This is a genomic window from Roseobacter weihaiensis (assembly GCF_020622345.1).
Taxonomy (GTDB): domain Bacteria; phylum Pseudomonadota; class Alphaproteobacteria; order Rhodobacterales; family Rhodobacteraceae; genus Roseobacter; species Roseobacter weihaiensis.
Genome location: NZ_JACNMO010000023.1, coordinates 1 through 26,277 on the forward strand (window position 1 = coordinate 1; position 26,277 = coordinate 26,277).

Here is a 26,277-nt window from a genome sequence, read left to right on the forward strand (position 1 = left end):
ATTTTGAGAAGGTGCTGTGATCCGGCACTTTGCCATCAATGCCAAGACGACAGAACCACCGATAAGCCAGGTTCAGATGGACTTCATCACACAGACGTCTCTCAGATCGGATGCCCAGAACATAGCCAATCACCAACCTCCGCATGACCAGCTCCGGGTCAATCGAAGGACGGCCTAGATGGCTATAATGCGGTCCGAGTCGCTGGCGGATCGTGTCAACATCCAGAAACCGATCAATCTCGCGCAGAAGATGGTCCGCAGGGACGTGTGCCTCAAGATCAAAGTCGTAAAACAACCGCGCTGGAGCTTCCTCAACACCCATCATCGTCAAATCCCTCCTCATCTTACAATAGGAAGCGAAGCAAACGACTTGGCCCAAAGCAACTCCGACTTCTTCAACAAAATAAGCTCGAACCGGACCTTCGCAGTTCTCTACCTTGAAGCCACCGCGACCCATCCCGCCTGGCGTGCCTCGCCTTCGTCGCAGAACCAGCGCTCACCCTTTTGGTGTCGATCTTGGTATTGCCGTAATTGGGCGACCAGGGCGTGTGATAGATTTTCCGCGTCGCCTTTCCGGGGCTGATGTTGCCCTTGGTCGGGCATCCCTGCGGCGCTGAGGCGACGGCCCGGTGCCATTTGTCGTCGCGGTAGTCCCAGGGTGTCTGCGTCGGGGCCTGCCAGACGCCCAGATATCTTGACCGGGTTTGCGTTTCGAGAGCGACATAGTCGTCGCTGTATTCAACAAAGGCCCATGCCAACCCTTCGCCCACGAGGGTTGCTCCGAGATCCACCCCGCTAACCTCGCAGCTTGCCACGATGCGGCCACAGGGATCTCTGTTGCGGGCACCACATGTGACTTCTCTGCCGTCGATCAGAGCTGACAAACGCTGAGAAGACGCCGCACCGCACTGCCATTTCCCGCCATCTGCAGAGGAGCAGGTTTGCCCGTTCTCCGGCGCATCGATCCCGTGCAATCGGATCAGCACGGGCCCGATTTCCAACGTGTCACCGTCAAACACACTCAATGCACCCTTGATCGTGATGGACTGGACATCTGCACGGCCCACCGAGGAAAGCAGAGTGATCGACCCAGGCCTGACCCCGATCCGGTCGGGTGCCTTCATGCTTGACCTACTCTGCGAGCAGCGCCTTCCGCGCCTCTGGAGGCAGGACAGACCAGTGGTACTGCCAGCCGCCACGCGCCCTGATTTGCGACGGGCGCAATCCGGTATGGCGTGCCATTTGAGACGGTTCGCCATGGTATTCACGGCCCGCTTCTTGCCGGGCGAGAAACGGCGACGGCGTTTTTGCTGACCAAGGATTCCTTGGGGGTTCCGGTCGTGGTGCCAGTGGTTTGAGCCGCATTCCAGGCGCGATCGGCGAAGCTATCTTTGGGGATGGTCCAGAAGCGGCCTTAAAAAAGTTTTACAAGCCTTACCAAGACTAGGCTTGGTCGCAATATCAGATCGCAACAGCGACCCGACCACCAAGAGGCGACGAAAGTGTCCGCGCAGGTGTTCTTCAAGGCGTTACCTTTGGTTGGGACGAAGAGCTTGGAGCGCGCCTCAATAGCATTTTCGACGACCGCAGCTATCAGGAAATCGTGGAAGCACAACGTCAGATCATGCGCCAGCACCAGATCGCAAATCCCGGCTCGTATCTGGGTGGCGAACTTGTTGGAGCCATACCCACTGTCTTCATTCCCGTCGGCGGCGCCGCGGTGAATTCCGTTCGCGCAGGCAGAGGGGCTCTTGGCACGATGCGCGCGACCGCAACCCCCGGCGTGGTCACGGGTACGGCAGCAGGCGCCGGCCATGACGAAGGCGGCGTTGTAGAGCGCTTCGACGGGGCTGCAATCGGCGGTGCCACAGGCGGTGTCGGGGCGGTGTTGCTAAGCGGGGCAGGCGTCCTCATCGCAAGGGGCATGGCCAAGACAAGGATTTTGTAGAGGGTTCGCGGTGGGCGAATGCCACAAGGCTTATCACCTGAACAGTTCAGAAACTTGTCTGAGCGTGTTCGTGCAAGAGCAAATGAGCTGGGTCTTGGAGACGATATTTTGGTGCAAGGTAGTCGGGCTGGTGGTACAGCCCGCGCTGGATCGGACATTGATGTTGCTATTCGCGTTTCTCCAGACCGTTTTTCGCAAATCATCTACGACCCCAACATTGTACCGAAGCGCATTTTGAATCCTAGTCCGGGTTCTGCCGCTGAAAGGACACCTAATATGACTATTCAGCAAGGACGAATTCACCGTGGTGAAGCGGGTCTCCGCAATCTGGCGCGCGAGCTAGAGGTTGAACTTGGAATGGGGTTGATATGTCAATCATCCGGGCGGGCGGTCCATTCGATAACCCGCCAATGATACCTGTAAGGTGAGAATGTTATGACTGATCTAACCTGTCGTCTTTATATTGATTATTGGGATGAATTCGAAGCACTTGCAGAGAGCGCAACTGAGCTTTTAGCAGGAACACGGTCTGGCCGATCAATCATCGCTTCAGCGATGGAGCTTGATTTGGAAGTTTCTTTGGATGTGAACCCTGGACGCCAAAATGAGGAAGATGGTTTCCTTTTCTATCCGTATGGGGCTTTCATCGAACCAAATGGCACTGCCAAACCAGATAAACACATTTCTGACCTAAGCCAGCTAGTTATTGGTCTACGTGGCAAAGGTGCAAAAGTTGTGGCGTCTTGTGACTTTGAAGATGAGATAGCACGGCTAACAGGTTGGAACTGGTCGGAGCGAACGCCCATCCACCCGAAAGTGTAGCTACGTGCCGTATCACCTGCCAGCCGCCGCTCGAACAGCCCAGGTTGCAAACGGTACGCGCGCGGCAATCGTACAAGGTGGCCGAACCGGTGCGGTATTGGCGGTGTGTCTGGCGCAGCTCATGATGAAGGTGACGTCATCCCCCGCCTCGAGGGAGCCGCTGTCGCAGACGACAGTGGATGCGCGTTAGTTCTCCGAATACATCTTTCGTCCAGGCGCGACACATGGAAAAACAAACCCTTTGAATCCTTGGGATATTCTAGCGGGCATAGTGCTGCATTTGCGGAAATGTGGAGGCTGCAGGCTGCGGAGCGGGTAGCACAAACGCTGCGCGCCGCTGAAGAGTTGGGCTGCCCGCCTGTCTGGACGACGAGGGTCCCGCAAAGCGGCGGTCGCAACAGCCCGCAAGATCGCTGTGCTAATGCTGACGCTGTGGAAGAACGAAACGGAGTATCAATGCACGACGGAGGCCACCACCTGATCTCAATTCCCGCCCTGGCGGCGGGGAGCAATGTCCCGAAGGGACGGAGCTTGACCGATCTCGAAAAACCGGTTGGGACGCAGGGCCGCCTGCTCACCCCCCAAACGACATTGGAGACGGTTTGCCACCGAACACCATCATGAGGCGCTAACTCTGCAACCTCGGAGAGAACCATGACCCCCGGCGGATACACCGCTCACCCGCTCGACAAAGCCGCAATCAGAGAACCGTTTGTAGCGCCGACCGCTCAACGACCGAAACCATTGCACATTCTTGTGCTATAAACCCTCGGCAAAACCTACTTTGATTTTGTCACTTTTCGACCCCACCACAGAGGGCCAACATTCGCGCTTATCGCAGCATTCGGTAAAATGGGCTCTGAGCGGCTATTTCATAAGAGATTAGCCAAATTTGGTGCAGGTTTGCCCGGCATCGCAAGGTTCATTTTCGGGAATGGGCAACGCTCACTTCACGATCTTTTCGTCTTTCACGAACATGTTTGCCCAGGCGCGGTCCAAAAGGTCGGGGCGCATCTGGTAGGGGATGCCCTCGAACTCGCAGATGGAGATCATCTGGTCGATCAGAAAGATCGGCTGGTAGTTCGCATAGATGTTTTCGATCTCGGGGTATTTCACCTTGAGCAGATGCACCAGGGTCGCCTCATCCAGCGGCATCTTGCGCTTCTTGGCGACCATGGCGAAAATCTTGAGGAAGTTTTCCTGATGCGGGCCGTCGATCTTGATCTTGAAAAAGATCCGCCGCAGGGCCGCCTGGTCAAAGATCTCATTGGGGTGGAAGTTGGTGGAAAAGATCACCAGCGTGTCAAAGGGCACTTCGAACTTCTCACCCGATTGCAGCGACAGGATATCTTTGCCTTCCTCCAGCGGGACGATCCAGCGGTTCACAAGCGCCTGCGGCGGTTCTGCCTGGCGGCCAAGGTCGTCGACGATGAAGATGCCACCGGTGGATTTCAATTGCAGCGGGGCCTGATAGGTGCGGGCGGTCGGATTGTAGACCAGATCGAGCATATCCAGCGACAGCTCGCCCCCTGTAATCACCGTTGGGCGTTCGCATTTGACATAGCGTTGGTCAAACCGTGTGGTCCGGCGCAGGCAAGTTGGGTCTTCCTCTTCTTCGGCCACGGCCACATGCACGATCGGGTCGTAGACGGTGATGACCTGACCTGCGTATTCGATGGCGCGCGGTACAAAGACATTGTCGCCCAGGGCGTCGCGGATGCCGTTCGAGATCGACGATTTACCGTTACCGGGCGGGCCATACATCAGGATCGAGCGACCGGCAGAGACCGCAGGCCCAAGCTGATCCAGCAGGGTTTCAGGCAAAACCAGATGCCCCATGGCCCCTGTCAATTGATCTCGCGTGACCTGAATGTTGCGGATCGACTGGCGTTCGACCTGTTCGCGGTAGACGTCCAGCGGCACGGGCATCGGGCCGAAGTATTCGGACTGCGCCAAGGCATCGAGCGCACGCGCCTTGCCCTGCTCGGTCAGTTGGTAACCCATTTCATTGCCGTTATTGGCGTTCAGCGTGCCGGTGGCCTCCAGCAGGCGCTGGCTGCGGGCCATGTCGACAAGTTCTTGCGTGACGGGGATCGGCAGACAGACGGCTTTGCTCAGCTCGCTCACCATATCCACATTCTTGCGGAACATGGTTTTGAGGATGATATCCCGCATCATCACGGTGGAGAGTTTCATGTCCCCCAGGGTCCGCGGGGGAGGCGGTGCCATCACATTGGCCGTCTGCATGTTCATTGATGTGCCTCAGGTGCTGCTTTGTCGTGAAACGCTTTCGCGCTTTGATCAGCAAAATAGAAGGCGAAAATGGCGGAATTCAGGCACCATTGAGGGCACCAAGGCACAGATAAAGGGCAAGGGCGGGGCCGAGGGCCAACCCCATCGGAAACTTCTTTTTCTGCGCCCAGCTTTCCCAGTCCGGGGCCAGCCTGCGCAAGGGGCTCGCCCGCGCCGCCCGGTGGGTCACAAAGGCTGCAATCAGAACCGCGCAAAACATGATAAGCAACAGGTAGAGATCCCCGAGGGCAACGTAAGGTGCTGCAAATGAAAGGAATTTTGCGTCACCCGCGCCCATAGCACCTGCGGCATTCAGGATGATGCCCAACACCAGCACAATCGCAAAATGGCCAAGGCCCCAAAGGTAGTCTTCGAAGGTTGGCAAGACGAAAGGACCCAGAACCAAAAAGACAGCCCCCAGTGCGAGGACGGCCTTATTGGTTATTTTCATCTGCGCCAGATCGGTAAACGCCACGTAAAAGCATATGGGCAGAACAAACGGCACAAACCACGAGGCCGCATGGGCGGAAATGGCCATCATAGCTTAGCCGCGGTTTTCCAGTGCTTCCAGCGCGCGCACGGCAGCCTCAAAATGCTGCGGGTGGGTATCGATGGCGTCCCGCAAGAGCGACTTGCCCGTTTGCACGTCCCCTTGTTTGACCGCAGACAGCGCCATTGTGTGCAGGAGCTGCGCCCGTTCCGACTGGCCCATGGGTACAACGGGCAGGGTGTACTTGCGCTGCGCACTGCGCGCCAGAACAAGGTTGTTCTTGGCGGTAAAGAGGCTGGTGTCCTGGCGGATCGCCTGGCCAAACATCTGTTCTGCGCCTTTGAAATCGCCGCGTGTCAGCTTGGAATACCCCCAATTGTTGAAAACACTGGCCGGCGTCGTGGTCAGCCCGACGGCTGTCTCATAAAAGCTGTCCGCTTTTTTCCATTCCTTGTTGCTGTCTGCGAGCATCGCTTCGAGCCGGTAGCGGTTGAAGGTCTCGTGGGTTGGCGGAACCTTGTCCAGTACCTGCTCTGCTGTCGCCCAATCGCCGCTGCGGATCAGGGCATCTGCATAGCTGACGCTGTCGGCATTTGTTGAATCCTCCAATTCCGTCACCTGTTCCCAAGCCTCGGCCGCCTCGGTAAAGCGCTTTGCCCGCACATAGGAGGTCGCGAGACCCCGGCGTACGTCAATACGATCAGGATTGTCATTGAGTGTACGTCGGAAATAGGAGATTGCTTCGTTCGGATCTGCAACCGTCAGCATCACATCCGACAGGTTGGACTCGTCAACAACATTCACATCCTGAAAGGCACGCTCGACCGTTTCTTCTCCGGAGGGCTTTTCACTACAGCCCGCAACAAAAACCACGCCTGCAACGCAGACGGAAAGAATATAGGGGTGGCGCATGTTTTGCGTCCTTTTTCTGCTCTTGCCTCGTTTATGGTGTCGCGCGGATCACAAAGTCACTTCTGCCGCGTCGCACCAATTTATATTCACTGCTTTTTTGTACCTCTGGTGTAACAGAATTTTCCGATTTTGCGAGCGCTAAGCGCAAATTGTCCCGGATTGCGATGTTTTCGCCATTACTTAACGCGAAGGCGCGGCGAAAATACTGCACCGCCTCGTTGGTTTTGTCCTGTTCCATCAGCAATACGCCAAGGTTGTTGAAATCGACCGGCTGTGCGTCGTCCTGGGCCACGGCGCGGCGCAGCAGCGTTTCCGCCTGTCCCAGACGTCCCAAGGCAAGGTTTGCGGTGCCCAAGCCTGACAGGATTTCAGCGTCTAGTCTGCCCCGGTTGAGCGCCGCCCGATTGAACGAGCGAATGGCGAGCTCATATTCACCTGCAGAAATCAATCGGTGCCCGACCTCAACCGTATCGGCACCTTCGTTTCTGGCCTCGGCGTCGAGATCGACACCGGGGGCCAACACCTGCTCTTCTGGTGCGGAAAAGCCGCTTGTGCTGTCACAAGCGGCCAGTCCGATCATCAAACTCACAAAGGTGACGCGCCTCCAGGCGCTCCGTTGTGTTGTCTTCATTGTCCTCCGGCACCCAAGCTGCCCAGCTGTGTAATCCCGTGTACCGACGGCCCCACAAGAATGATCAGCAAAGGCGGAACGGTCAGCATCATAGTGGCAAGCGTCATCTTGGTTGGCAACTTGTTTGCGGCTTCTTCTGCACGCATGACCCGTTTATCCCGCATCTCGCCTGCATAAACCCGTAAGGCTTCGGCAATCGAGGTACCAAACTGCGCGGATTGGTTCAGAACGGTCACAAAAGAGGATACATCCTGAACGCCGCAGCGCTCTCCGAAATCGTTCAGGACGGTGGATTTGTCCTTGCCTGCCTTCATCTCATAGGCAACCACGTCGAATTCCTGTGCCAGTGCGGGGTAGGAGGCATGCAACTCGCCCGCCACCCGCACGATGGATTGGTCGAGAGATTGGCCTGCCTCCACACAGACAAGCATCATGTCTAGGCTATCGGGAAAGCCACAGGTGATTTCTTCCTTGCGGGTTTCAACGCGGCGTTTCACCCAGTAAACGGGCAGGTAGTAGCCGATGGCTCCGGGCACGATCGTGTAAACCATCATCTTCTGGGTGCTGAATCCTTCGCCACCACCGAGAATCGTGAGGTAGATAAAAGCCAGCAAAAGCCCCGCAATGCCCATCGAGAACTGTGCGAAATGGAAAAACCGGACCGCATCCTGGCTTTGGTATCCGGCCTGACGCAACATCAACTGGCGCGCGGTCAGTTCCGCCACGTCCTTGGGTTCGAGAAAAGACGCAAATTTTTGTAGTTGCTCGTTACGTTCGCCCTGGCGCAGGCGTTTTTCCGGCTCGTTCGTGGTGGGGGCCTGTATCGACTTTTTGAGCTTGGACATCGGGTCTTCGGGTTGCGCCAGCATGATCGAGATTGTCAAAATGACCATGAGGACGCCCACCGTGCCCAGCAGGATGATCGGCCCCAGCGGTCCAAGGTACTCAACGATAATGGCGTTAAGGCTGCTCATAAATTCCATGTCGTTGGCTCCTTAAACCTTGATGTCGGTCAAGATGCGCATGACCAGCAGATTGAGACCGAGAAAGATCCCCACGGCGAAACACGCCGGGATAAAGAACGGGTGATCGCGCACCTCGTCATAATAGGTCGGATCGCCGACATTGATGACGATGAGAGCCACGATCGGGAAGGCCGACAGGAACTTGCCTGACCATTTCGCCTCCGCTGTGATCGCCTTCACCCGGCGGAACAGGCGGAAACGGGCCCGGATCACCCTGGCCAGCCCAGCCAGAATTTCCGCGAGGTTACCGCCAGAGGTTTGCTGGATATTGACCGCCACGGCCAGGAACCGCAAATCCTGCATATCAAGGCGTTCCGCCATTTCCTTGAGGGCATCGCCCACATCCCGCCCGTAAGCGGATTCGTCTGCAATGATCCCCATTTCAGAGGCCAGGGGGTCTTGGACCTCCTTCGAGACGATCTGCACCGCAGAAGAGAAAGGGTGGCCGACCCGCAAGCTGCGCACCATCAATTCAACCGCGTCCGGCAACTGCTCTTCAATCATGGCGAGGCGCTTGTTGGCTTTGTGAGAAACCCAGAAGTAGACCGCGCCGATGCCGATGCCCACGGACATCATGATGCGGACCGGCACGGAGGTTTCCGTGCCGACGGTCAATCCCAGAAACGCTACCATCCCAAGCACGACCATGATCATGATAAGCTGGCGTGGCGTGAAGGCGATGGCGGCTTTCTGCGCTTTCTCCCCCAGCAGCGAATAAAGGGGAATGGACTTTGTCTTCATGTGCTGCTGCATTTCCTTGCGCAGCTTTTCGAGCACCTCTTCGCGGCCCGTGCCCTTGTCGAGCATTTCCAGCCTGCGGTTGACGCGGCTGTTGAGGCTGATGGATTTGCCGAATGTCACAAGGTAGAGCCCTTCGACGAGCACCAGCACGCCGACAAAGATCAAGCCGTAAATAATTGGTTCTGCACTCATTTTTCAGGTCCTCAAGTAGCGAAACGGTAGGACATGTCGGATATCCTTATTGGGCCGCGATCGGTTCGTAGATGGAAGACGGCAAGTCATAACCCCACATGCGGAAGCGTTCCGCATAGGCGCTGCGCACGCCCGTGGCGGTAAAGTGACCGATGATTTTATTCTCCGGCGTCAGCCCGACGCGCTGGTAGCGGAAGATTTCCTGCATGGAGATGACCTCGCCCTCCATCCCCGTCACTTCGGTAATCGAGGTCATGCGGCGCGACCCGTCCTGCAGACGGGATGCCTGCACAATCAGGTTCACGGCCGAAGAGATCTGACTGCGCACCGCCTTGAGGGGCATTTCGATCCCGGCCATCGCAATCATGTTTTCCAGACGGCTGATCCCGTCGCGGGCAGAGTTGGCGTGGATCGTGGTCATGGACCCGTCGTGGCCGGTGTTCATGGCCTGCAACATGTCGATGACTTCTTCGCCGCGGGTCTCGCCGACGATGATCCGGTCCGGGCGCATCCGCAGGGCGTTTTTCAGACAGTCGCGGGGGGAGACCTCGCCCTTGCCCTCGACGTTTGGCGGACGGCTTTCCATCCGGCCCACATGGGTCTGCTGCAGCTGAAGTTCCGCCGTATCCTCGATTGTCAGGATGCGTTCGGCATTGTCGATAAAGGACGACAAGGCGTTGAGCGTGGTGGTTTTACCGGAGCCTGTACCGCCCGAAACGATGATATTCAGGCGCGTTGCGACCGCAGCCTGCAGATAGGCCGCCATTTCTTCGGTGAAGGCCCCGAAATTGACCAGATCGTCGATCCCGAGCTTGTCTTTTTTGAACTTCCGGATCGAGACCAGCGACCCGTCGACGGCGACCGGCGGCACCATCGCGTTAAAGCGCGAGCCGTCCTTGAGGCGGGCGTCCACATAGGGGTTGCTTTCATCCACACGGCGCCCCACGGCCGAGACGATCTTGTCGATGATCCGCAACAGGTGCCGTTCATCCTTGAAGGTAATGTCGGTCAGTTGAAGCTTGCCCTCGCGTTCCACGAAGATCTGCTGGGGGCCGTTGACCAGAATATCGTTGACCGTCTCATCTTTGAGCAGTGTTTCAAGCGGCCCCAGCCCCGTCACTTCGTCGTAAAGTTCGGATGTGAGGGTCTGGCGGTCTTCGCGGTTCAGAACGATGCTCTGGGCCTGCAGATGTTCGCTGGTAATCGCACTTATCTCCTGCCGCAGGTCCTGCTCTGAGGCGTGTTCCAGCGCAGACAGGTTCAGGTTGTCCAGCAGCACGCGGTGCAGATCCAGCTTGATCTCGCCCATGCGTTCCTTGCGTTTGCGCTCTTTGTCCATTGGCGTGACCTGCACGGGTCCGGATTGGGCCGGTTTGCGCATCGAGTTCGTGCTGGCAACCGGGGCCGGGGCTGCACTTGGCGCGGCGCCGGGTGCGGCATCCGCCCTGGCCGGTGTCGCACCGGATTGTTTCTTATACTTCGAGAACATGCACGTTTTCCTTTACCGGGTCAGGCTGCTTGGGCATCGTTACTGTTTAGCTCGTGGATGGAGGCCGCCAATTTGGCAATCTCGCGGCGCAAAGGGTTCTTGGCGGCGGACAACGCGAGCGGCACACCATGATCGCAGCCTTGCGTGATCGGCTTGCCTCCGTCCGGCATGTGCACGTCGATGGAGATGCTGAGGCTCTCTGCCATGCGCTTGATCCGGCTCTTGCCCGCCAGATCGGTGAATTTCGGCGCCCGGTTCATCACGTAGCGCAGCTTTTCCACCGGGAGGTCTTCGGATTGCAGCGCCCGCTTGAAGCGCAGGGTGTTCTGGGCGCAGCGCATGTCCAGTTCGATCGCCGCAAAGTAGACATGTGCCGCATTCAGCACCGTTTCCGACCAGGACACCAGCGTCGATGGCATATCGATCAAAACGTAGTCAAAATGCTTGCGCGCCATATCCAGCACCCGCGTTATATCCTCCGAAGAGATCAGATCGAGGGGCAGCATCTCGGTGGGCGCGGTCAGCACCTGCATTTTGTCCTGAAAGGTCAACAAAGACTGGCCAAAGATTTCATCGTCCATGCCTTCGGTATCCGAAAGCATGTCGAAAACAACCTCGCGACGGGGCAGGTCAAGATAGGTCGCGACCGACCCATATTGAAGATCAAGATCGATCAGGCAGACGCTTGGCCCGTTTTCCTTGTCCTGGGTTGCCAACTCCCAGGCGAGGTTGACGGCCAGGGTGGTCGCGCCGGTGCCGCCTGCCAGGCCGTGCACGACAATAACAGCGCCTTCCTTTTGTTCATCCGATTGCAGTCTGGGCGTATTCCCGCCAGAGACACGTTGTTTTTCGGCCGCGCGCACACGATCAATGGCTTCGGACAATTCATTTTCGGGCAGCGGGTAGGGGACAAATTCATCGGCGCCCTGCCGCAACAGGGAATGCAGCGATGCCGGTGTGACATCTTCGGCGATCAGGATCACCTTGATATTGCGGGCTTTTGCCTGTGCAATGATCTCGCCCATCAGAACAAGGTTTTCCTCGTCCGTTTCATCCATCGCGAGGGCGATGAATTCCAGCGATTTTGCCTCGGGCTGTCCGAAAAAGGCGAGCGCTTCGGCAAATCCCAGATCTCCCCAGTTCTCACCAAGCGCCAATTCCATATCCTCAATCAGAAGATCGAAATTCTGCACATCGCGGCTGACAGTGCAGGCGACGATGGGTGATGTTTCCGGTTGTGGCATTGTGCTGCTCATTGCCTCGTAATCCTTCGTGTTTCAGATCGAAACAGAGGCAAGAGGGCCGTAACTCATGCTACCCCGACATCCCCTGTGACGCTCTCATCCGACTAATCCGGTCGGACATACGTGTCCCATGAGAGAGAAAGTCGCAGTGAACTTGGGCGAGATTAGGGCTTAAACCGCCCAATTGTTGGGTATCTAGACACAATAACCGATCTTCCGCGAAATTGTGGGGGCCGGGGGGCCACAACAAAAAAGACGGGGCCGAGGCCCCGTCCTTTCGTTTTCATGACAACAGCTGTGGACGCTATCCGCCGCCCGCGTCAGCATCCTCGACAGTGGTCGGTTGTACAGCACTCCCAACATATTCGCGATAAATGATTGCCGCGTATTTGCCGTCGAGCGTGCCGTCACAATGCACGCGATACACCTTACGGGTCTGAGTGCTTTCGGGATCGAGAACAACCAGCGGATCAGCCTCCGCAGCTCCGACCTTGCCGCTGCCAAAACCGTTGGTTCTGCAGGTTTGCACAAGTTGATTGTGCAAGGAGGCATTCCCAAATTCGCCCTGGTCAAGCTGCGCGCCCGCCTCGCGGTAGAATTGCCCTACACCACTTTCCGGAGCACAGGCCGCGACGGTTGCCAATCCACCGATCAGAAACAGAGCACGTGTTGATTTGTTGATGAGATTGTCCATCTGATCACTCCATCACATAGCCGTAGGAGCCGCTGAAGTCTTGCTGGGCGACTTCACCCGCAGCGCCGCTGACATTGACATTGTTGACCGTGCGCCCGTTCAGAAACAGGTCGGCTTCGCTTGGCGGCCTGATGCGGTCTGTGGGCAGGGCCAGCGCCTCCCCACGGGTCGGGCTGACCAGATGGGCTGTGATGATGATGACCAGCTCGGTCTGGTTGCGCTCGTAATCGGTGCTTCGGAACAAGGCCCCGAGAATCGGAATGTCTCCAATCCAAGGCACCTGTGCGATGCTGTCGCTGAAGTTGTCTTCGAGCAGGCCCGCAATCGCAAAGCTTTCACCGTCACGCATCTCTACCGTGGTCGAGGTTTCACGCCGCACAAAGGCATCGACTGTAAAGCCGCCGCCCAGGCTGATCCCATTCGCGGGGTCGATGCTGGAAGAGGCAGCAGAAAGTTGAAGATTTATAAGTCCTCTGTCAACCACGCGGGGCACGAAGTTCAGCTCGATACCGAAAGGTTTGAACTCAACACCGACACCATCGTCGCTTTGCACAGGAACAGGATATTCGCCCCCGGCGAGGAAGCTGGCTTCCTGTCCGGAAAGTGCCACGAGGTTGGGTTCGGCCAATGTGCGGACGGCCCCTTTCGTTTCAAGCGCTTCAAGCAAAAGCTCCACCTGAGCCGACCCGACACCGAAGTCAAACAGCACCGCCCCTTGCGCGTCCGTTTGCGCGACGGGGGTGATCGCACGACCAACACCAGCGGACACGTCTCCGCCAGTGATTGAGAAGGAGCTTTGCAGCGATTTCGAAACACCACGACTCATTTCAGCAAAGCGGACCTTCAGCATAACCTGCTGAACACCGCCGACCGTCATCAGATTTGAGACCCGATCAGGCGCGTAGCGTGCGGCCAGTTCAAGCGCTTTCGACAATCTCTGACTGCTGGAGACCTGTCCTGACAGGACGATGCCATCATTTGCAGTGCGCACTTCGATGTTCTCACCCGGCAGGATCTGCCCCAGGCGCTCTTTGAACTCGACCAGATCAGGAGCGACGCGCACTTCAACATTCGTGATAAGCTGCCCGGCCGCATCAAAGAGTGTGAGCGTTGTAATGCCGGGGACCTTACCCAGGACATAAATGCTACGATCTGAGAGAGACGAGATATCAGCAATGCCGGGATTGGCGATGCTGAGCTCAGCGAAAGGAACTTCGCTTTCAACAACAACTGCGCGGTTCTGCGACACACTCAACGTCTCGTTGGTGTCTCTGGCAATGATGCGCAAGGTTTCAGCCTGAGCCGTCACTGGCGCCGTTAAGGCGAGTGCACTCACACTGAGGGTCAGCCCAAGTAGGGCTGCTCTAAATATTCCATCAATTTTCATGTGACCTGCCCTTTTTTGATCACGCCTCGGTTCCGGGTCTTATCGCCCGCATGGGTAGCAGTGTGCGCGGCTTTGGATTTATTTGCAATAATCAATGGGTTCTACGGTGAGCTTTATGTGGATAAATGGCAACACGTTAAAATTGTGAAAGGCGCCGCTTTGACAGCGACGCCCTTCTAAGTCTTTGGGTTTGCTTTAGTTTGTGCAGGGGATCGGGATCGTTACCACCTCGGCACCCCGGCGCGTTCTGATCGTACAAACCTTGGCCTTGGGGGCTGCGGCGACAGGGGCTGCCTGTGTCAGACCCAAAAGCGAAACCTGATTGACTTGAATGTCATCCAGCTCTGTGTCATCGCCAGCGCCGACCAGCGACAATGACAGGTTGCCGGTTGATTGGGCTTGTGCCAGCGCGGCGACCTGCTCGGGGCTGGCGGCCACCGTAACGGTACGCGCGATACGCGTGCCATTTATCTGGTTATCTGTTTGGTCCACAGCAATCAGCCGGACGGCTGTCTGAATGAGCTGCGTGACGTCTTCGCGACCATTACCTGTTTCGATCGATCCGGTCCAATAAACGTCGACTCTGTCGCCAGGTCGCAGGAAGCCGGACACGCCACTTGCGACGTCAACACGGATCGCAAATGCGCGCATGCCCTTTTCCAGACGGGATGTCAGGCCGATGTCCTCGCCAGGTTCGGTGACCTTGATCTCCAGCAGCGCTTCGTTCTCTTCCATCGGACGGACAATCAGCCGGACTTCATCTGTGTCTTCGGGAAAGATAGCCGCCAACTCGGTGAACGAACCGGTCGGGATTGCATCGGTCGGCCAGCGGACAGGGCGGACATCTTCCTCGCGCAGTGTGTCACCATATTTCAGGCTGCGCGTTACAACGAAGACGGTCTGTGTCGGAACGATCTGTCGCTGCATGTCTTTCGCGCGCGCCAGCTCCGCCTGATACTGCCCGATGTAATCTTTCGCCATGTATACCGCGCCACCGGCAAGCGCGACACCTGCCAAAAGCACCAAGCCAAAAACTGCTCGCATCATCTCACCTCGTTGTTCTATTGTGCCCAAAACCTACCAGCGGGCGAATACTCCGACCGTAACATCGCTCTCAATTGTGGCAATTTCTGGATGACCTTGGGGTATGAGCGCGGCGAACCGTTCAAAGTTTGCACAGCGGCTCTGTCCTGTTTCCCCCGCATTGGCAACGGTGCTCTTAAATATGTTGAGCAGACCGAAGAGCATTCTGCGCTGGTGCGCCCGCCCACAACGAACTGCTTTTAATACGCTTTTCGTGTCAGGAGGCGTGTTTGCCTCAAGGTCCGATTTAAAGTCTTCGCGGTGTATTAAGGCAAGGAATCCTGAATATCCACGTTCGCGGTTGGTTCCTGTCTGTCAAGATACCCCGCAGTTCGATCGCTTACGGTACCGGTTTCGCCCTGAAGGCCAGCTACAGCAACCACGCCCAGTCCGACAACAGCTGCTGTCAAAACAACCCAATCAACTGTTATCGCCCCGTCTTCCTTCGCTGTGAAACGCTTTACAAATCTAAACATGTCGAACCTTGTAAACTGAAAACTGGATCTACGATAAAAAAAGGGGCCGCCTGGCGATTAATCGCATGCGGCCCCCAATTTTTGATTTGACCAGACGAGGTTCCCCGTCTTTTTACGAGTTAGCCATCGTCATCAGAGCTATCAGAAGAGCCAGTAGTGTTACCAGTACCGCTGATGTCGCCGAATGCAGTTGGGTCTTGACGATCAAGATATGTTGCTGTGTCTGCGGTCAGATTGTTCGCACCAGCGCTGATGGATGTGTATGCGGCAACCGCAAGACCGACGACGGCAGCTGTCAGAACAACCCAGTCTACTGTTACGGCACCGTCTTCGTCTTGACGGAAGTTCTTGATAAATTTCATCATGGTATGTCCCTCCAAAGGATCACTAAACATTACTTACTAACCTTGCCGTCCTCACTGACCGTTTTTCTCTGGTGGCCCGTCCGACTTGGTATGCAACAATATAGCCGTCTGATTGGGGCATGAATTTGACGGCAAATGTGACATTTGCGCTTCGCGGTCCAAAAAACGCGAAAAAAACATCAAGTGCTTGAATCACTTGAAATAATTAATTTCCTGATGTTTACACTTCGTTAAATAGAGCATGGATTGTGGCAAAACCGCCCCGATCCGGACGTGGAATTTCTGGTCATACAAAGGCTTTTCTGCAATAAGCACCGGAAAAACCGATAAACATAAAGACGAGCAGGTCCATGCGAATACAAGCCACAGCGTCGCTTATCGCGGCAATACTGCTTTGTGCCCCGATAGAGGCCGAAACTCCCAACCCATACCCCGATTTCAGCGCAAAGCGGGTCAGTGTGCCCAAACCGGGCGAACGGCCCACCATCGCACAGATCGATCCCGAAGAGCAGGCCCGGCTTTTGGCAGGGCTGCCGCGACCATCGCCTTTGCCCGACACGATTGTTCCCGATGACACAAATATAGAGGAAGGCAAAATCGGTGTGTTCAGCTGGTTCTGGAGCAAAGTCTCGCCTGCCCTGGTCGATTCAGGGCCGGGACGGTTGGACAAGGCAATGACTGTGCTGGCCGGGACAGGCGGGATCCCACAGCCTCGCTTGCAGCACCTGCAACAGATCGCGCGGGCCAATGGGGTCGATATTTTGCGGTCGACGGTGGGGACGCGGGTGTCGCCTGCGCTCGTGCTGGCGGTGATCTCTGTGGAATCCGCGGGCAACCCCGAGGCTGTCAGCTCTGCGGGCGCGCAAGGGCTGATGCAGCTCATGCCTGCGACAGCTGCCCGCTTTGGTGTGGAAGACTCTCTCTCGCCCCAGGAAAACATTGGGGGCGGGGTTCAATACCTGAACTGGCTGATGGAAGAGTTTGACGGCGACCCGATCATGGTGCTCGCCGGGTACAACGCTGGCGAAGGCTCCCTGCGCAAGCATCAAGGGGTACCCCCCTTTGCGGAGACACGGGATTATGTGCCCAAGGTTCTGGCCGCATTTCAGATCGCGCGCGGTTTATGCCTGACCCCGCCCGAGCTTGTGTCGGACGGGTGCGTCTTTGCCGGGCTGAACTAGCGTTTTCCCCGTTTGGGGTCAGACAATGGTGGCTTCGGTCGCGGCGCGCAAATCGTCTTCGCTCACACCGTCTGCGGTCTCCACGATCCGCAAACCGCCCTCCACCACGTCCAGAACCCCAAGGTTGGTGATGATCCGGTCCACGACCCCCTTGCCGGTGAGCGGCAGCGTGCATTCCCGCAAGAGCTTGCTGTCGCCGTGCTTTGACGTGTGATCCATCACCACAACCACCCGGCCCACGCCCGCCACAAGATCCATGGCGCCGCCCATCCCCTTGACCAGCTTGCCGGGGATCATCCAGTTGGCCAGATCTCCGTTTTCAGCCACTTCCATAGCCCCCAGGATCGCCATGGCGATCTTGCCGCCCCGGATCATCCCGAAAGACTGTGCGCTGTCGAAATAGGCGGTCTGTGGCAGCTCTGTGATGGTCTGCTTGCCCGCATTGATGAGGTCTGCATCCTCCGCGCCTTCGATCGGGAACGGACCCATGCCGAGCATGCCATTTTCCGACTGCAACGTCACTTCGATGCCATCGGGGATGTAGTTGCTGACCAGCGTGGGGATGCCGATACCTAGGTTCACGTACCAGCCGTCTTCCAGTTCTTCTGCGGCGCGTGCCGCCATCTGGTTTCGATCCCAAGGCATAAGAGGTCCTATTCTATCATGTGACTGACGTGCCGGCCGGCACGTCGATTGTAACAAAACTGCCCGCCGCCCCCCGGCCCAGATGCAAGGTCCCTTCAAGACCTTCAATCAGACCGGTGATGATCCGCCCGCCCACAGTTTCGCTGGACGGCCATTGCGCGGACGCAGGGATGCCAATGCCATCATCGGAGACGATCAGGCGCAGACCGCCTGCGCTGAGCTGTGACATGCGAATTTCAACCAACCCGGCATCCATCCGGTCAAAGGCGTGCTGGAAGGCATTGGTCAGCACTTCTGAGACCACCAGCCCGATACGGGTGGCGGCTTCGATCTGCATCTCCACAGGTTCGATCTGCATGTTCATGCGCAAACCGGAACGGCCTTCGGTATGGGCAATGGCGCTGGCGAGGCGTGAAATGAAGCTGCCCATCTGGATGCAATCACTGTTCGACTGCTGATCTGCGAGCTTCATCTCTTCATACAAAAGCTGCAGGGTCTCTACCCGTCGGGACAGGGCGGCAAAGTCGTCCGGCACCGATGTTGCCGCTGATTGTTGACGGATCATTGTGATGATCATCGACAGATCGGACTGGACGCGGTTCTGCACTTCCATCAGCTGTTCGTTGATCTGTTCAGCGCTGGCGTCACGTTCCCCGTTACGCAACTCTTTCTGGATGCCGATAAAATACTGTGTCTTGCCGCTTTTATCAATTACCGGCGAGACGATCAGACGGTTCATGAACGGCGCGCCGTTGCATTTGTAATTGAGAATATCAACTGCCACGTTCTTATCGTTGGCAATAGCACTGCGGAGCAAGTCAACAGCGGCTTTTTCCGTGTCTTCACCCTGTAAAAACCGGCAATTGCGCCCGATGGAGGCGCTGCGGGCATAGCCCGTTGTGCGGGTAAACGCCTCGTTGACGTAGACGATCGGATTGTCGTCGAGATTTGGATTGGTGAGAACCATCGCAACTTTCGCGCGGGAAAACCCGTCAAACCCCTTGTCATTGAAAAGAGTGTCGTCCTGAGCCGTTTCGGTTTGTGTCGTTGTAAAGGTGTCTGCCATAGTGCTTCGCCTCAGGCGGCTCGGGTGGTTCGCTGTTCAATACGCTTTTCATGCTCGCCTTGAATGAGCCGGTGCACGTAAATGCCCGGCAGATGGATGCTGTCGGCCTCAAGACTGCCGGTCGGGACAATCTCTTCCACCTCAACGATGCAGACCTTGCCGCACATCGCGGCAGGAGGGTTGAAATTGCGCGCGGTCTTGCGGAACACGAGATTGCCCGTTGGATCGGCCTTCCACGCCTTGACGATGGAGAGATCCGCAAAGATGCCCTGTTCAAGAATATAGGTCTCGCCGTTGAAATCCTTGTGCTCTTTTCCCTCAGCGATCACCGTGCCGACGCCGGTTTTTGTGTAAAATCCGGGGATACCACAGCCCGCCGAGCGCATGCGTTCGGCCAAAGTGCCTTGCGGGTTGAACTCCAGCTCCAGTTCGCCAGACAGGTACTGACGCATGAACTCCGCGTTTTCGCCGACGTAAGACGAGATCATCTTCTTCACCTGCCGGGTCTGCAAGAGAATTCCGATCCCGAAATCATCGACACCCGCGTTGTTGGAGGCAAAGGTCAAATCCTTGGTGCCCGCATCACGGATCGCGGCCAGCAAAAGTTCGGGGATGCCGCAAAGTCCAAAACCACCGGCAGCGATCAGCATGCCGTCATGCAAAACACCCTCAAGCGCTTCTGACGCCGATCCGTAAACTTTGTTCATCTTGCTTCCTCGTGTCTGGCTGGCGCACCAGATTTTGCGCGTACACACAAAAGCCGTCAACCGCCCCTCATGCTCTTCGCGCTGTTGTATTTCACGGTATGCAATTGCACAAGCATTTCGAGGTGCGCCATCCGAACACACCCCTTGATCTTGTCGTGGCAATGCCGCAGCAAAAGAAAGGGCTAGCTGGCCGCTTTCCTGGCTGCCGTCTTTTTCTTGGCGGTGGCCTTTTTGGCTGGTGCCTTGCGACGGCCCTTACCCTTTTGCGTGGCCTTTTCGTCGATCAACGCGATGGCCGCTTCAATCGAAAGCTCCGCGGGATCACTCTCCTTGGGAAGCGTCGCATTGATCTTTTCCCATTTCACATAGGGCCCGTACTTGCCTTCCATGATACTGATCGATCCGCCCTGTTCGGGGTGTTCGCCCAGCTCGCGCAAGGTCTTTGCAGCGCCACCGCGACGGCCTCTGCTGGCCAGTTTTTCGGCCAGCAACTGCACGGCGCGGTTCATCCCCACGGTCCAGACCTCGTCGATGCTGTCCAGATTGGCATTGGTGCCCCCCCGGTCAGAGGTGGAGGGCGCATGTTTGATGTAAGGGCCATAGCGCCCGATATTGGCCCAGACGGTGATGCCGTCTTCCGGGTGGGGGCCGATCTCGCGCGGCAAAGACAACAGCTTTAGCGCCTGCGGCAGGTCCACATCTTCCGGGGACCAATCCTTCGGGATGGATTGCCGTGGTGGTTTTTTAACCTCTTCGGTTACCTCGCCCCGCTGCACATAGGGACCAAAGCGGCCCTTGAAGGCATATATCTTGTCGCCCCCGTCCTCGCCAAGCAGTTTGCCTTCTGGCGGGATGCCGCTGTCGTCTTCCTCGCCCGGCGGGCCGAAGGCACGGGTGTAGCGGCACTCGGGATAGTTCGAACAGCCGATGAACGCCCCGCCCGAGCGCGCGGTGCGCATGCTGAGCCGCCCGGCGCCGCAATTGGGGCAGAGCCGCGGATCGGTGCCATCCTCATTGGGCGGGAAGAGATGCGGCTCCAGCACTTCGTTGATTTTCTCCAGCACCTCGGTGATGCGCAGATCGGCGGTTTCCGCAATGGCCGCGGAAAAATCGCGCCAGAACCGGCCCAGCACATCCTTGTAGTCCGCATCCCCGGCGCTGACAGTATCGAGCTGATCTTCGAGATCGGCGGTAAAGTCATAGCCCACGTATTTGCGGAAATAGTTGCTCAGAAACGCGGTGACCAAGCGGCCTTTATCCTCCGGGATCAGCCGGTTCTTGTCTTTTCGCACATATTCGCGGTCCTGGATCGTGGTGACCACGGAGGCATAGGTGGAGGGCCTGCCAATCCCCAGCTCTTCCATGCGCTTGACCAGCGTCGCCTCCGTGTAGCGCGGCGGTGGCTGGGTGAAATGCTGCTCGGGCGTGACGGTGCGTTTGTCGACCGCATCGCCTTGTTCGATTTGGGGCAGGCGCTTGTCGTCATCATCCGTGACCACATCATCGCGCCCTTCCTCATAAACCCGCAAAAACCCGTCAAAGAGCATGACCTGCCCGGTCGCGCGCAAGGCGACTTGCCCGTCCGCGCTTGCAATCTCGGCCGTTGTGCGCTCCAGACGGGCTGCTTCCATCTGACAGGCCAGCGTGCGTTTCCAGATCAGATCGTAAAGCTTGCGCTGATCGGCGTCGGAGGTTTTGAGGTCTTCCGCCTTGGTCATCATGTCGGTCGGGCGCACGCATTCATGCGCTTCCTGCGCGTTCTTGGCCTTGTTTTTATAGATTCGGGGGCTTTTCGGCACGTAGTCGTCGCCATAAAGCGTCTTGATGGCATCGCGTGCCGCCGCGACCGCTTCGGGGGCCATATCGATGCCATCCGTCCGCATATAGGTGATGTAGCCCGCTTCATAAAGCCTTTGCGCGGTGCTCATGGTCTGGCGTGCGCCCATGCCGAATTTGCGGCTCGCTTCCTGTTGCAGGGTCGAGGTCATGAAGGGCGCGGAGGGGTTGCGGTTGGCCGGTTTGGCCTCGACCGAGGTCACGCTCAGATCGCGGCTCGTGACGGCCTGAACGGCCATCTCCGCCTGCGTTGCGTTCTCGATGTCGAAGCGGTCGAGCTTTTTGCCCGCTAGAACCGTCAGTCGCGCCTCGAACTCTTGCCCGCGCGGGGTGGCCAACAGCGCTTTGACCGACCAGTATTCGCGCGCCCGAAAGGCCTCGATCTCCATTTCACGTTCGACAATCAGCCGCAGGGTGACGGATTGCACCCGCCCTGCGGATTTCGCCCCCGGCAGTTTGCGCCAGAGCACCGGGCTGAGGTTAAAGCCCACCAGATAGTCCAGCGCACGGCGCGCGAGATAGGCTTCGACCAGCGGCATGTCGACCTGGCGCGGGTTTTGCATGGCCTCGGTGACGGCAGCCTTGGTGATGGCGTTGAACACCACGCGGCTGACCGGCGTGTCCTTCTTGATCGACTTGCGTTTGGTTAGCGCTTCCTGCAAATGCCAGCTGATCGCTTCGCCCTCGCGATCAGGGTCGGTGGCCAGGATCAGGGCGTTGTCGTCCTTCAGCGCATCGGCGATGGCTTTGACGTGTTTGCGGCTGTCGTATCCCACTTCCCAAAGCATTTCGAACCCCGCCTCAGGGTCCACCGATCCATCCTTTGGCGGCAGATCGCGCACGTGTCCATAAGAGGCCAGAACAGTGTAATCATCGCCGAGATAGGAGTTGATGGTTTTGGCTTTGGCTGGAGATTCGACGACGACAACCGGCATATACTGGGGACCCTCTGAGCGAAAATATCATGTGTCTATGGCCGTGTGAGAGGTGGGGTGCAAGCAGATATTTTCAATGCCCGCGTGTAATTTACTCTGCTTGTTCCGGGTGAGACTGGGCGTGTCCCTGCCGAAGGCGTGCTGCCGCAAGTCATTCAGCCAGGTTGGGGGGTGATCGCGATCTACATCCCTGAGGCAGTGTTTCAAGAACGCTGCAATCGGCCTGTCAGGCAAGGGCTTGCAGGATGGGCCAGAACGTCACGCAGGACCGTTCAGTTGCGAGAGAGCAGCCCTCCGGACTGGCGGGTGATCTGGCCGTCCAGTTCCAGATCAAGCAGCGCGGGCGCGGCTTCTGACGCGGTGACGGCGAGGTCTCGGATCAACTGGTCCTCGGCGACAGGGGCCGGGCTGAGCCGGGACAGGATATCGCGGTGCAGGGCTGCGGCTTTTCTCAAACTGTTTTGCACACCCTTGGCCTTTTTAGGGGTTGGCGCGGGGGCAGGGGGCGTCATGGGCAACTCGGGCTGTTCGTGGTGGATAGGGGCCAGCGCTTCGATCACATCAGCGGCGGACCGGACCAGGATTGCGCCGTCGCGGATCAGCTGATTGCAGCCAGCAGCGCGGGCATCAAACGGGTTACCCGGCACCGCAAGCACATCGCGCCCCTGGTCCAGGGCGTCGCGGGCGGTGATCAGGCTGCCGGATTTTGTGGCCGCTTCGACAACCACCGTGGCCTGGCTGAGACCCGAGATGATCCGGTTGCGGCTTGGAAAGTGCCGCGCCATCGGTTGCAGCCCCATGGGTTGTTCCGACAGGCGCAAGCCGCTCTGCGCGATAGAGAGCGCAAGTTCGGTGTTTTCCGCAGGGTAGATCACATCGACCCCACCCGCCTGAACCGCAACCGTGCCGGTGGGCAGGGCGGCGGTATGGGCGGCAGCATCGACACCGCGCGCCAGACCCGAGACCACAGTGTAGCCGGCAGCCCCCAGATCGCGCGCCAGCGCCCGCGCCATCCTCGTGCCTAAAGAGGACGCATTGCGCGCCCCGACCAGTGAAATCATCGGTGTTTGCAAAAGATCGGGGTCACCAACCACCCAAAGGAACGGCGGTGCATCTTCGATTTCGTCCAGTGCCGCAGGGTAGGCATCGGTGCCTTGCATTACCAGACGGGCGCCCGCCGCGCGGGCGGCGTTGAGCTCGGCCTGTATCACGGCCTCCGGGCATACTTCGTATGTCTCAACGCCGGCGGCGCGCGCTACCTCGGGCAGCGCGGCCAGCGCATTCTGCGCAGTGCCGTATTCAGTCAGTAGTCGTTTATACGTCGTTATACCAACCCGGCGAGAACGCAACAGACGGAGCCTGGAAAACTGTTCATCTTCCGAGGTGGGTGGGAGTGGGGGGTGAGTGGAAGAAGGATTGTAGTCCCTGTCAGTCATCCGTAGCTCCGTCCGTTGCAGAATCAGGTTTAAGCGGTGTTGGTTAACAACGCGTGAACGATTTGCCTTGCATACCGGATGATTTTTTAGCGTCACGCTCAGGAAGCAGATCCGCCAACCGTCAGACCGCCGATCATGAGGGTCGGCTGACCGACCCCGACCGGCACCCACTGCCCGGCCTTGCCGCAGTTGCCCATCCCGGGGTCCAGCGCCATGTCATTGCCGATGGCGCGAATGTGTTTCAGCGCCGTCGCCCCATCGCCGATCAGCGTGGCCCCTTTGACCGGGGCACCGACCTTGCCGTTCTCGACCCGGTAGGCCTCTGTGCAGGAAAACACGAATTTGCCATTGGTGATATCCACCTGTCCGCCGCCAAAGCCGACGGCGTATATCCCGTCCTTGAGGCTGGCCACGATGTCTGCCGGGTCGGTGTCGCCGCCCAGCATATAGGTATTGGTCATCCGCGGCATGGGCGCGTGGGCATAGCTTTCGCGGCGGCCGTTGCCTGTCGGCGCGACCCCCATCAGCCGGGCGTTCTGGCGGTCTTGCATGAAACCCACGAGGATGCCGTCTTCGATCAGCGTGTTCTTTCCTGACGGCGTGCCTTCGTCATCCACGGTAAGGGAGCCGCGCCGGTCGGGGATCGTGCCATCATCCAGGACGGTCACCCCCTTGCTGGCGATCCGCTCGCCCATCAGCCCGGCAAAGGCCGAGGACCCCTTGCGATTGAAATCCCCCTCAAGCCCGTGGCCGATGGCCTCGTGCAGCAGGATACCGGGCCATCCCGGGCCAAGGACCACATCCATCACCCCGGCAGGGGCCGCAACCGCGCCGAGATTGACACAGGCGATGCGCAGGGCTTCGCGGGTCTTGGCCTGCCAGTCGGCCGGATCAAGCAGACCGTCAAGACCCACACGTCCTCCACCGCCCGTCGACCCCGATTCGCGCCGCCCGTTTTCCTCTACAATCACCGATACGTTGACCCTTGTCATCGGACGGACATCGCGCACGGCCTGCCCATCCGGGCGCAGAATCTCGATCTCCTGGAGACTTGCCGCAACGGTGGCCGACACCTGTACCACACGCGGATCAAGCCCGCGCGCAAAGGCATCGATCTCGCGCAGCGTGTCGATCTTGACCGGAAAGCTCGCGCCGGCAATTGGATCCTCATCCGTATAAAGCCTTGTATTCGTGGGGTTGGGCGCATCGGCCCAGGTTCCGCCACCGTCACCGACAGCCAGCCGCGCCGTCTCGGAGGCCCGCTTCAGCGCGGCTTCCGTTAGCTCTGTCGAATGCGCATAGCCTGCGACCTCGCCCCGAACGGCGCGCAGACCGAAGCCTTCGGAGGCATCATAGCTGGCGGTTTTGAGCCGCCCGTCATCAAATACCAAGGCTTCGGATCGCCGACGTTCCAGAAAAAGCTCGCCGTCATCCGCCCCATCTGTAGCCGCGCGCAGGACCTTCTGGGCGGCCTCGCGGTCGAGTGTATCCTGAAACGGAGAAAAGGGGGCGTCTGTCATAAAAAGCTCCGTTAGGTGCGGGAATTTCAAGAGAAGCGTCCTAATAACGCAGGCAGATGTCTTTATCTTATGATCAGAATATGATTGTAAGAAACGAGATTACAACGGCAGAGGGGATGCGCAAACCAAAACCGCTGCCACACTGCGCAACATGATCCAGCGATCAGTCTTAGATCAGGACGAGATATGAACAGACTATTCTCTATCGCAGGCCTCGCGTCTGTCTTAACGGCAAGCGCCGCACAGGCTCAGGACGGGCTTGAAATCATCGGCACGCCGGTCGATGGCAAGATGGGCTTTCAGCCTGCGGTAACCGAACTGGCCAGCGACCTGCAGTGGCTGGACGGCATGATTCTGGTGATCATCACGCTCATCACCCTGTTTGTCACAGGTCTCATGACCTGGGTGGCGATCCGCTACAACGCCAGGCGCAACCCGGAGCCTGCCAGTTTTACCCATCACACCCCGGTGGAGATTGCCTGGACCGTGGTGCCGATTGTGATCCTTGTCTTTATCGGGGCCTGGTCCTTGCCGATCCTGTTCAAACAGCAGGAAATCCCGGAGGCGGACCTGACGATCAAGGTGACGGGCTACCAGTGGTACTGGGGCTATGAATATGTGGATGAAGGGATCGAGTTTGACAGCTACATGCTGGGCTCTCCCGCGACGCTCGATACATCCACGCGCCCCGAAGACGCCAACGTCACGCCTTTCGTGCTGGACGAGCATATGGAAGCCAAACTGGAAGACGCAGGCTACAGCCGCGATGAATTCCTGCTGGCCACCGATACCTCAATCGTTGTGCCCGTTGGAAAGACCGTCGTGATGCAAGTCACTGCGGCGGATGTGATCCACGCCTGGACGATCCCGTCTTTCGGGGTGAAACAGGACGCGGTACCCGGTCGTCTGGCCGAGTTATGGTTCAACGCGGATCATGAAGGGATCTATTTTGGCCAGTGCTCAGAACTATGCGGCTTTTACCACGCCTACATGCCGATCACGGTCAAGGTAGTGTCTGAGGAAGCCTATGCCGAATGGCTGGCGGAGGCTAGGGAAGAGTTTGCAGGTGTGCCGCAAACCCGTGTTCTGGCCTCCAACTGAGCCGATATTCGGGGCGTTCCACCGGGCGCCCCAGGATTTTCTCACTCCATAAGGCGATC

25 protein-coding genes are annotated in these 26,277 nt (G+C 58.0%); 5 read left to right on the top strand and 20 right to left on the bottom strand.

The genetic code is table 11. The annotated features are described in order from the left end of the window. On the bottom strand, window positions 1-325 hold a 325-nt coding region (locus H7847_RS20040), incomplete at its 3' end, for a transposase (RefSeq protein ID WP_227271263.1). Between the two features lie 70 nt (window positions 326-395). Beyond that, window positions 396-1,124: a thermonuclease family protein gene (locus H7847_RS20045; RefSeq protein ID WP_227271264.1), complete on the bottom strand. Its 729-nt coding sequence runs from the start codon at window positions 1,122-1,124 to the stop codon at window positions 396-398. A gap of 479 nt (window positions 1,125-1,603) precedes the next feature. Here H7847_RS20045 and H7847_RS20050 point away from each other — a divergent pair, with 479 nt between their 5' ends. From H7847_RS20050 to H7847_RS20060, 3 genes are read left to right on the top strand one after another with little or no spacing between them, the layout of a single operon-like run. Then, a complete protein-coding gene (locus H7847_RS20050) occupies window positions 1,604-1,948 on the top strand; it encodes a hypothetical protein (RefSeq protein ID WP_227271265.1) in 345 nt (114 codons plus the stop codon). 18 nt (window positions 1,949-1,966) lie between these two features. Continuing rightward, a complete protein-coding gene (locus H7847_RS20055) occupies window positions 1,967-2,362 on the top strand; it encodes a nucleotidyltransferase domain-containing protein (protein ID WP_227271266.1) in 396 nt (131 codons plus the stop codon). Window positions 2,363-2,383: 21 nt separating this feature from the next. Further along, entirely contained in the window at window positions 2,384-2,770 is a 387-nt protein-coding gene (locus H7847_RS20060; protein WP_227271267.1) for a hypothetical protein, read from the top strand. A 945-nt stretch (window positions 2,771-3,715) separates the two neighbouring features. Here the strand turns inward: H7847_RS20060 and H7847_RS20065 are convergent. The 12 genes from H7847_RS20065 to H7847_RS20125 form a co-directional block, all read right to left on the bottom strand. After that, window positions 3,716-5,023, bottom strand: a complete 1,308-nt coding sequence (locus H7847_RS20065) for a P-loop NTPase family protein (protein WP_227271268.1) — start codon at window positions 5,021-5,023, stop codon at window positions 3,716-3,718. A gap of 79 nt (window positions 5,024-5,102) precedes the next feature. Next, on the bottom strand, window positions 5,103-5,600 hold the full coding sequence (locus tag H7847_RS20070) for a prepilin peptidase (protein WP_227271340.1): 498 nt from the start codon (window positions 5,598-5,600) through the stop codon (window positions 5,103-5,105). A gap of 6 nt (window positions 5,601-5,606) precedes the next feature. Continuing rightward, window positions 5,607-6,464 carry a tetratricopeptide repeat protein gene (locus H7847_RS20075; protein ID WP_227271269.1) on the bottom strand — a complete coding sequence of 286 codons (858 nt, stop codon included), beginning with the start codon at window positions 6,462-6,464 and terminating at the stop codon, window positions 5,607-5,609. Window positions 6,465-6,495: 31 nt separating this feature from the next. Then, the gene (locus H7847_RS20080) at window positions 6,496-7,095 is read right to left on the bottom strand and encodes a tetratricopeptide repeat protein (protein WP_227271270.1); all 600 of its coding nucleotides are present in this window, start codon (window positions 7,093-7,095) and stop codon (window positions 6,496-6,498) included. Then, complete coding sequence (locus tag H7847_RS20085) at window positions 7,092-8,078, bottom strand: type II secretion system F family protein (protein ID WP_227271271.1); 987 nt, start codon at window positions 8,076-8,078, stop codon at window positions 7,092-7,094. The genes H7847_RS20080 and H7847_RS20085 overlap by 4 nt, the downstream gene beginning before the upstream one ends. 12 nt (window positions 8,079-8,090) lie before the next feature. Then, window positions 8,091-9,053, bottom strand: a complete 963-nt coding sequence (locus H7847_RS20090; RefSeq protein WP_227271272.1) for a type II secretion system F family protein — start codon at window positions 9,051-9,053, stop codon at window positions 8,091-8,093. 46 nt (window positions 9,054-9,099) lie between these two features. Continuing rightward, complete coding sequence (locus H7847_RS20095) at window positions 9,100-10,542, bottom strand: CpaF family protein (RefSeq protein ID WP_227271273.1); 1,443 nt, start codon at window positions 10,540-10,542, stop codon at window positions 9,100-9,102. A gap of 20 nt (window positions 10,543-10,562) precedes the next feature. Further along, window positions 10,563-11,798 (bottom strand): AAA family ATPase, encoded by a 1,236-nt coding sequence (locus H7847_RS20100; protein ID WP_227271274.1) that lies wholly within the window; start codon window positions 11,796-11,798, stop codon window positions 10,563-10,565. Window positions 11,799-12,090: 292 nt separating this feature from the next. Next, entirely contained in the window at window positions 12,091-12,480 is a 390-nt protein-coding gene (locus H7847_RS20105; RefSeq protein ID WP_227271275.1) for a hypothetical protein, read from the bottom strand. A gap of 4 nt (window positions 12,481-12,484) precedes the next feature. Continuing rightward, complete coding sequence (locus H7847_RS20110) at window positions 12,485-13,867, bottom strand: type II and III secretion system protein family protein (RefSeq protein ID WP_227271276.1); 1,383 nt, start codon at window positions 13,865-13,867, stop codon at window positions 12,485-12,487. A 195-nt stretch (window positions 13,868-14,062) separates the two neighbouring features. Next, window positions 14,063-14,911 carry a Flp pilus assembly protein CpaB gene (cpaB, locus tag H7847_RS20115; protein WP_227271341.1) on the bottom strand — a complete coding sequence of 283 codons (849 nt, stop codon included), beginning with the start codon at window positions 14,909-14,911 and terminating at the stop codon, window positions 14,063-14,065. 634 nt (window positions 14,912-15,545) lie between these two features. Then, a complete protein-coding gene (locus H7847_RS20125) occupies window positions 15,546-15,791 on the bottom strand; it encodes a hypothetical protein (RefSeq protein WP_227271278.1) in 246 nt (81 codons plus the stop codon). Window positions 15,792-16,141: 350 nt separating this feature from the next. On the opposite strand from H7847_RS20125, the gene H7847_RS20130 reads away from it, so the two are divergent. Further along, complete coding sequence (locus H7847_RS20130) at window positions 16,142-16,972, top strand: lytic transglycosylase domain-containing protein (protein ID WP_227271279.1); 831 nt, start codon at window positions 16,142-16,144, stop codon at window positions 16,970-16,972. Window positions 16,973-16,990: 18 nt separating this feature from the next. Here H7847_RS20130 and H7847_RS20135 read toward each other — a convergent pair whose 3' ends face one another. From H7847_RS20135 to tldD, 6 genes are all read right to left on the bottom strand, one after another. Next, window positions 16,991-17,617, bottom strand: coding sequence for a 3-oxoacid CoA-transferase subunit B (locus H7847_RS20135; protein ID WP_227271280.1), 627 nt, complete (start codon window positions 17,615-17,617; stop codon window positions 16,991-16,993). A gap of 16 nt (window positions 17,618-17,633) precedes the next feature. Next, entirely contained in the window at window positions 17,634-18,683 is a 1,050-nt protein-coding gene (locus H7847_RS20140) for a PAS domain-containing protein (protein WP_227271281.1), read from the bottom strand. A gap of 11 nt (window positions 18,684-18,694) precedes the next feature. Beyond that, window positions 18,695-19,390, bottom strand: a complete 696-nt coding sequence (locus H7847_RS20145; protein WP_227271282.1) for a CoA transferase subunit A — start codon at window positions 19,388-19,390, stop codon at window positions 18,695-18,697. Window positions 19,391-19,572: 182 nt separating this feature from the next. After that, window positions 19,573-22,161: a type I DNA topoisomerase gene (topA, locus tag H7847_RS20150; protein ID WP_227271283.1), complete on the bottom strand. Its 2,589-nt coding sequence runs from the start codon at window positions 22,159-22,161 to the stop codon at window positions 19,573-19,575. Window positions 22,162-22,433: 272 nt separating this feature from the next. Continuing rightward, window positions 22,434-23,597, bottom strand: a complete 1,164-nt coding sequence (gene dprA, locus H7847_RS20155) for a DNA-processing protein DprA (protein ID WP_227271284.1) — start codon at window positions 23,595-23,597, stop codon at window positions 22,434-22,436. 98 nt (window positions 23,598-23,695) lie between these two features. Next, complete coding sequence (tldD, locus tag H7847_RS20160) at window positions 23,696-25,117, bottom strand: metalloprotease TldD (protein ID WP_227271285.1); 1,422 nt, start codon at window positions 25,115-25,117, stop codon at window positions 23,696-23,698. Between the two features lie 186 nt (window positions 25,118-25,303). Here tldD and coxB point away from each other — a divergent pair, with 186 nt between their 5' ends. Further along, on the top strand, window positions 25,304-26,218 hold the full coding sequence (coxB, locus tag H7847_RS20165) for a cytochrome c oxidase subunit II (protein WP_227271286.1): 915 nt from the start codon (window positions 25,304-25,306) through the stop codon (window positions 26,216-26,218). Window positions 26,219-26,277: the final 59 nt, after the last annotated feature.

Excerpts from the sequence above, each read along its gene's own strand:
- H7847_RS20105 (WP_227271275.1), bottom strand. The coding sequence starts at position 12,480 with ATGGACAATCTCATCAACAAATCAACACGTGCTCTGTTTCTGATCGGT.
- H7847_RS20085 (WP_227271271.1), bottom strand. The coding sequence starts at position 8,078 with ATGGAATTTATGAGCAGCCTTAACGCCATTATCGTTGAGTACCTTGGA.
- H7847_RS20045 (WP_227271264.1), bottom strand. The coding sequence starts at position 1,124 with ATGAAGGCACCCGACCGGATCGGGGTCAGGCCTGGGTCGATCACTCTG.
- H7847_RS20055 (WP_227271266.1), top strand. The coding sequence starts at position 1,967 with ATGCCACAAGGCTTATCACCTGAACAGTTCAGAAACTTGTCTGAGCGT.
- H7847_RS20065 (WP_227271268.1), bottom strand. The coding sequence starts at position 5,023 with ATGAACATGCAGACGGCCAATGTGATGGCACCGCCTCCCCCGCGGACC.
- H7847_RS20135 (WP_227271280.1), bottom strand. The coding sequence starts at position 17,617 with ATGCCTTGGGATCGAAACCAGATGGCGGCACGCGCCGCAGAAGAACTG.
- H7847_RS20140 (WP_227271281.1), bottom strand. The coding sequence starts at position 18,683 with ATGGCAGACACCTTTACAACGACACAAACCGAAACGGCTCAGGACGAC.
- H7847_RS20090 (WP_227271272.1), bottom strand. The coding sequence starts at position 9,053 with ATGAGTGCAGAACCAATTATTTACGGCTTGATCTTTGTCGGCGTGCTG.
- H7847_RS20100 (WP_227271274.1), bottom strand. The coding sequence starts at position 11,798 with ATGAGCAGCACAATGCCACAACCGGAAACATCACCCATCGTCGCCTGC.
- topA (WP_227271283.1), bottom strand. The coding sequence starts at position 22,161 with ATGCCGGTTGTCGTCGTCGAATCTCCAGCCAAAGCCAAAACCATCAAC.
- H7847_RS20075 (WP_227271269.1), bottom strand. The coding sequence starts at position 6,464 with ATGCGCCACCCCTATATTCTTTCCGTCTGCGTTGCAGGCGTGGTTTTT.
- H7847_RS20145 (WP_227271282.1), bottom strand. The coding sequence starts at position 19,390 with ATGAACAAAGTTTACGGATCGGCGTCAGAAGCGCTTGAGGGTGTTTTG.
- coxB (WP_227271286.1), top strand. The coding sequence starts at position 25,304 with ATGAACAGACTATTCTCTATCGCAGGCCTCGCGTCTGTCTTAACGGCA.
- H7847_RS20070 (WP_227271340.1), bottom strand. The coding sequence starts at position 5,600 with ATGGCCATTTCCGCCCATGCGGCCTCGTGGTTTGTGCCGTTTGTTCTG.
- cpaB (WP_227271341.1), bottom strand. The coding sequence starts at position 14,911 with ATGCGAGCAGTTTTTGGCTTGGTGCTTTTGGCAGGTGTCGCGCTTGCC.
- H7847_RS20095 (WP_227271273.1), bottom strand. The coding sequence starts at position 10,542 with ATGTTCTCGAAGTATAAGAAACAATCCGGTGCGACACCGGCCAGGGCG.
- H7847_RS20130 (WP_227271279.1), top strand. The coding sequence starts at position 16,142 with ATGCGAATACAAGCCACAGCGTCGCTTATCGCGGCAATACTGCTTTGT.
- H7847_RS20060 (WP_227271267.1), top strand. The coding sequence starts at position 2,384 with ATGACTGATCTAACCTGTCGTCTTTATATTGATTATTGGGATGAATTC.
- H7847_RS20110 (WP_227271276.1), bottom strand. The coding sequence starts at position 13,867 with ATGAAAATTGATGGAATATTTAGAGCAGCCCTACTTGGGCTGACCCTC.
- H7847_RS20080 (WP_227271270.1), bottom strand. The coding sequence starts at position 7,095 with ATGAAGACAACACAACGGAGCGCCTGGAGGCGCGTCACCTTTGTGAGT.
- H7847_RS20125 (WP_227271278.1), bottom strand. The coding sequence starts at position 15,791 with ATGATGAAATTTATCAAGAACTTCCGTCAAGACGAAGACGGTGCCGTA.
- dprA (WP_227271284.1), bottom strand. The coding sequence starts at position 23,597 with ATGACTGACAGGGACTACAATCCTTCTTCCACTCACCCCCCACTCCCA.
- tldD (WP_227271285.1), bottom strand. The coding sequence starts at position 25,117 with ATGACAGACGCCCCCTTTTCTCCGTTTCAGGATACACTCGACCGCGAG.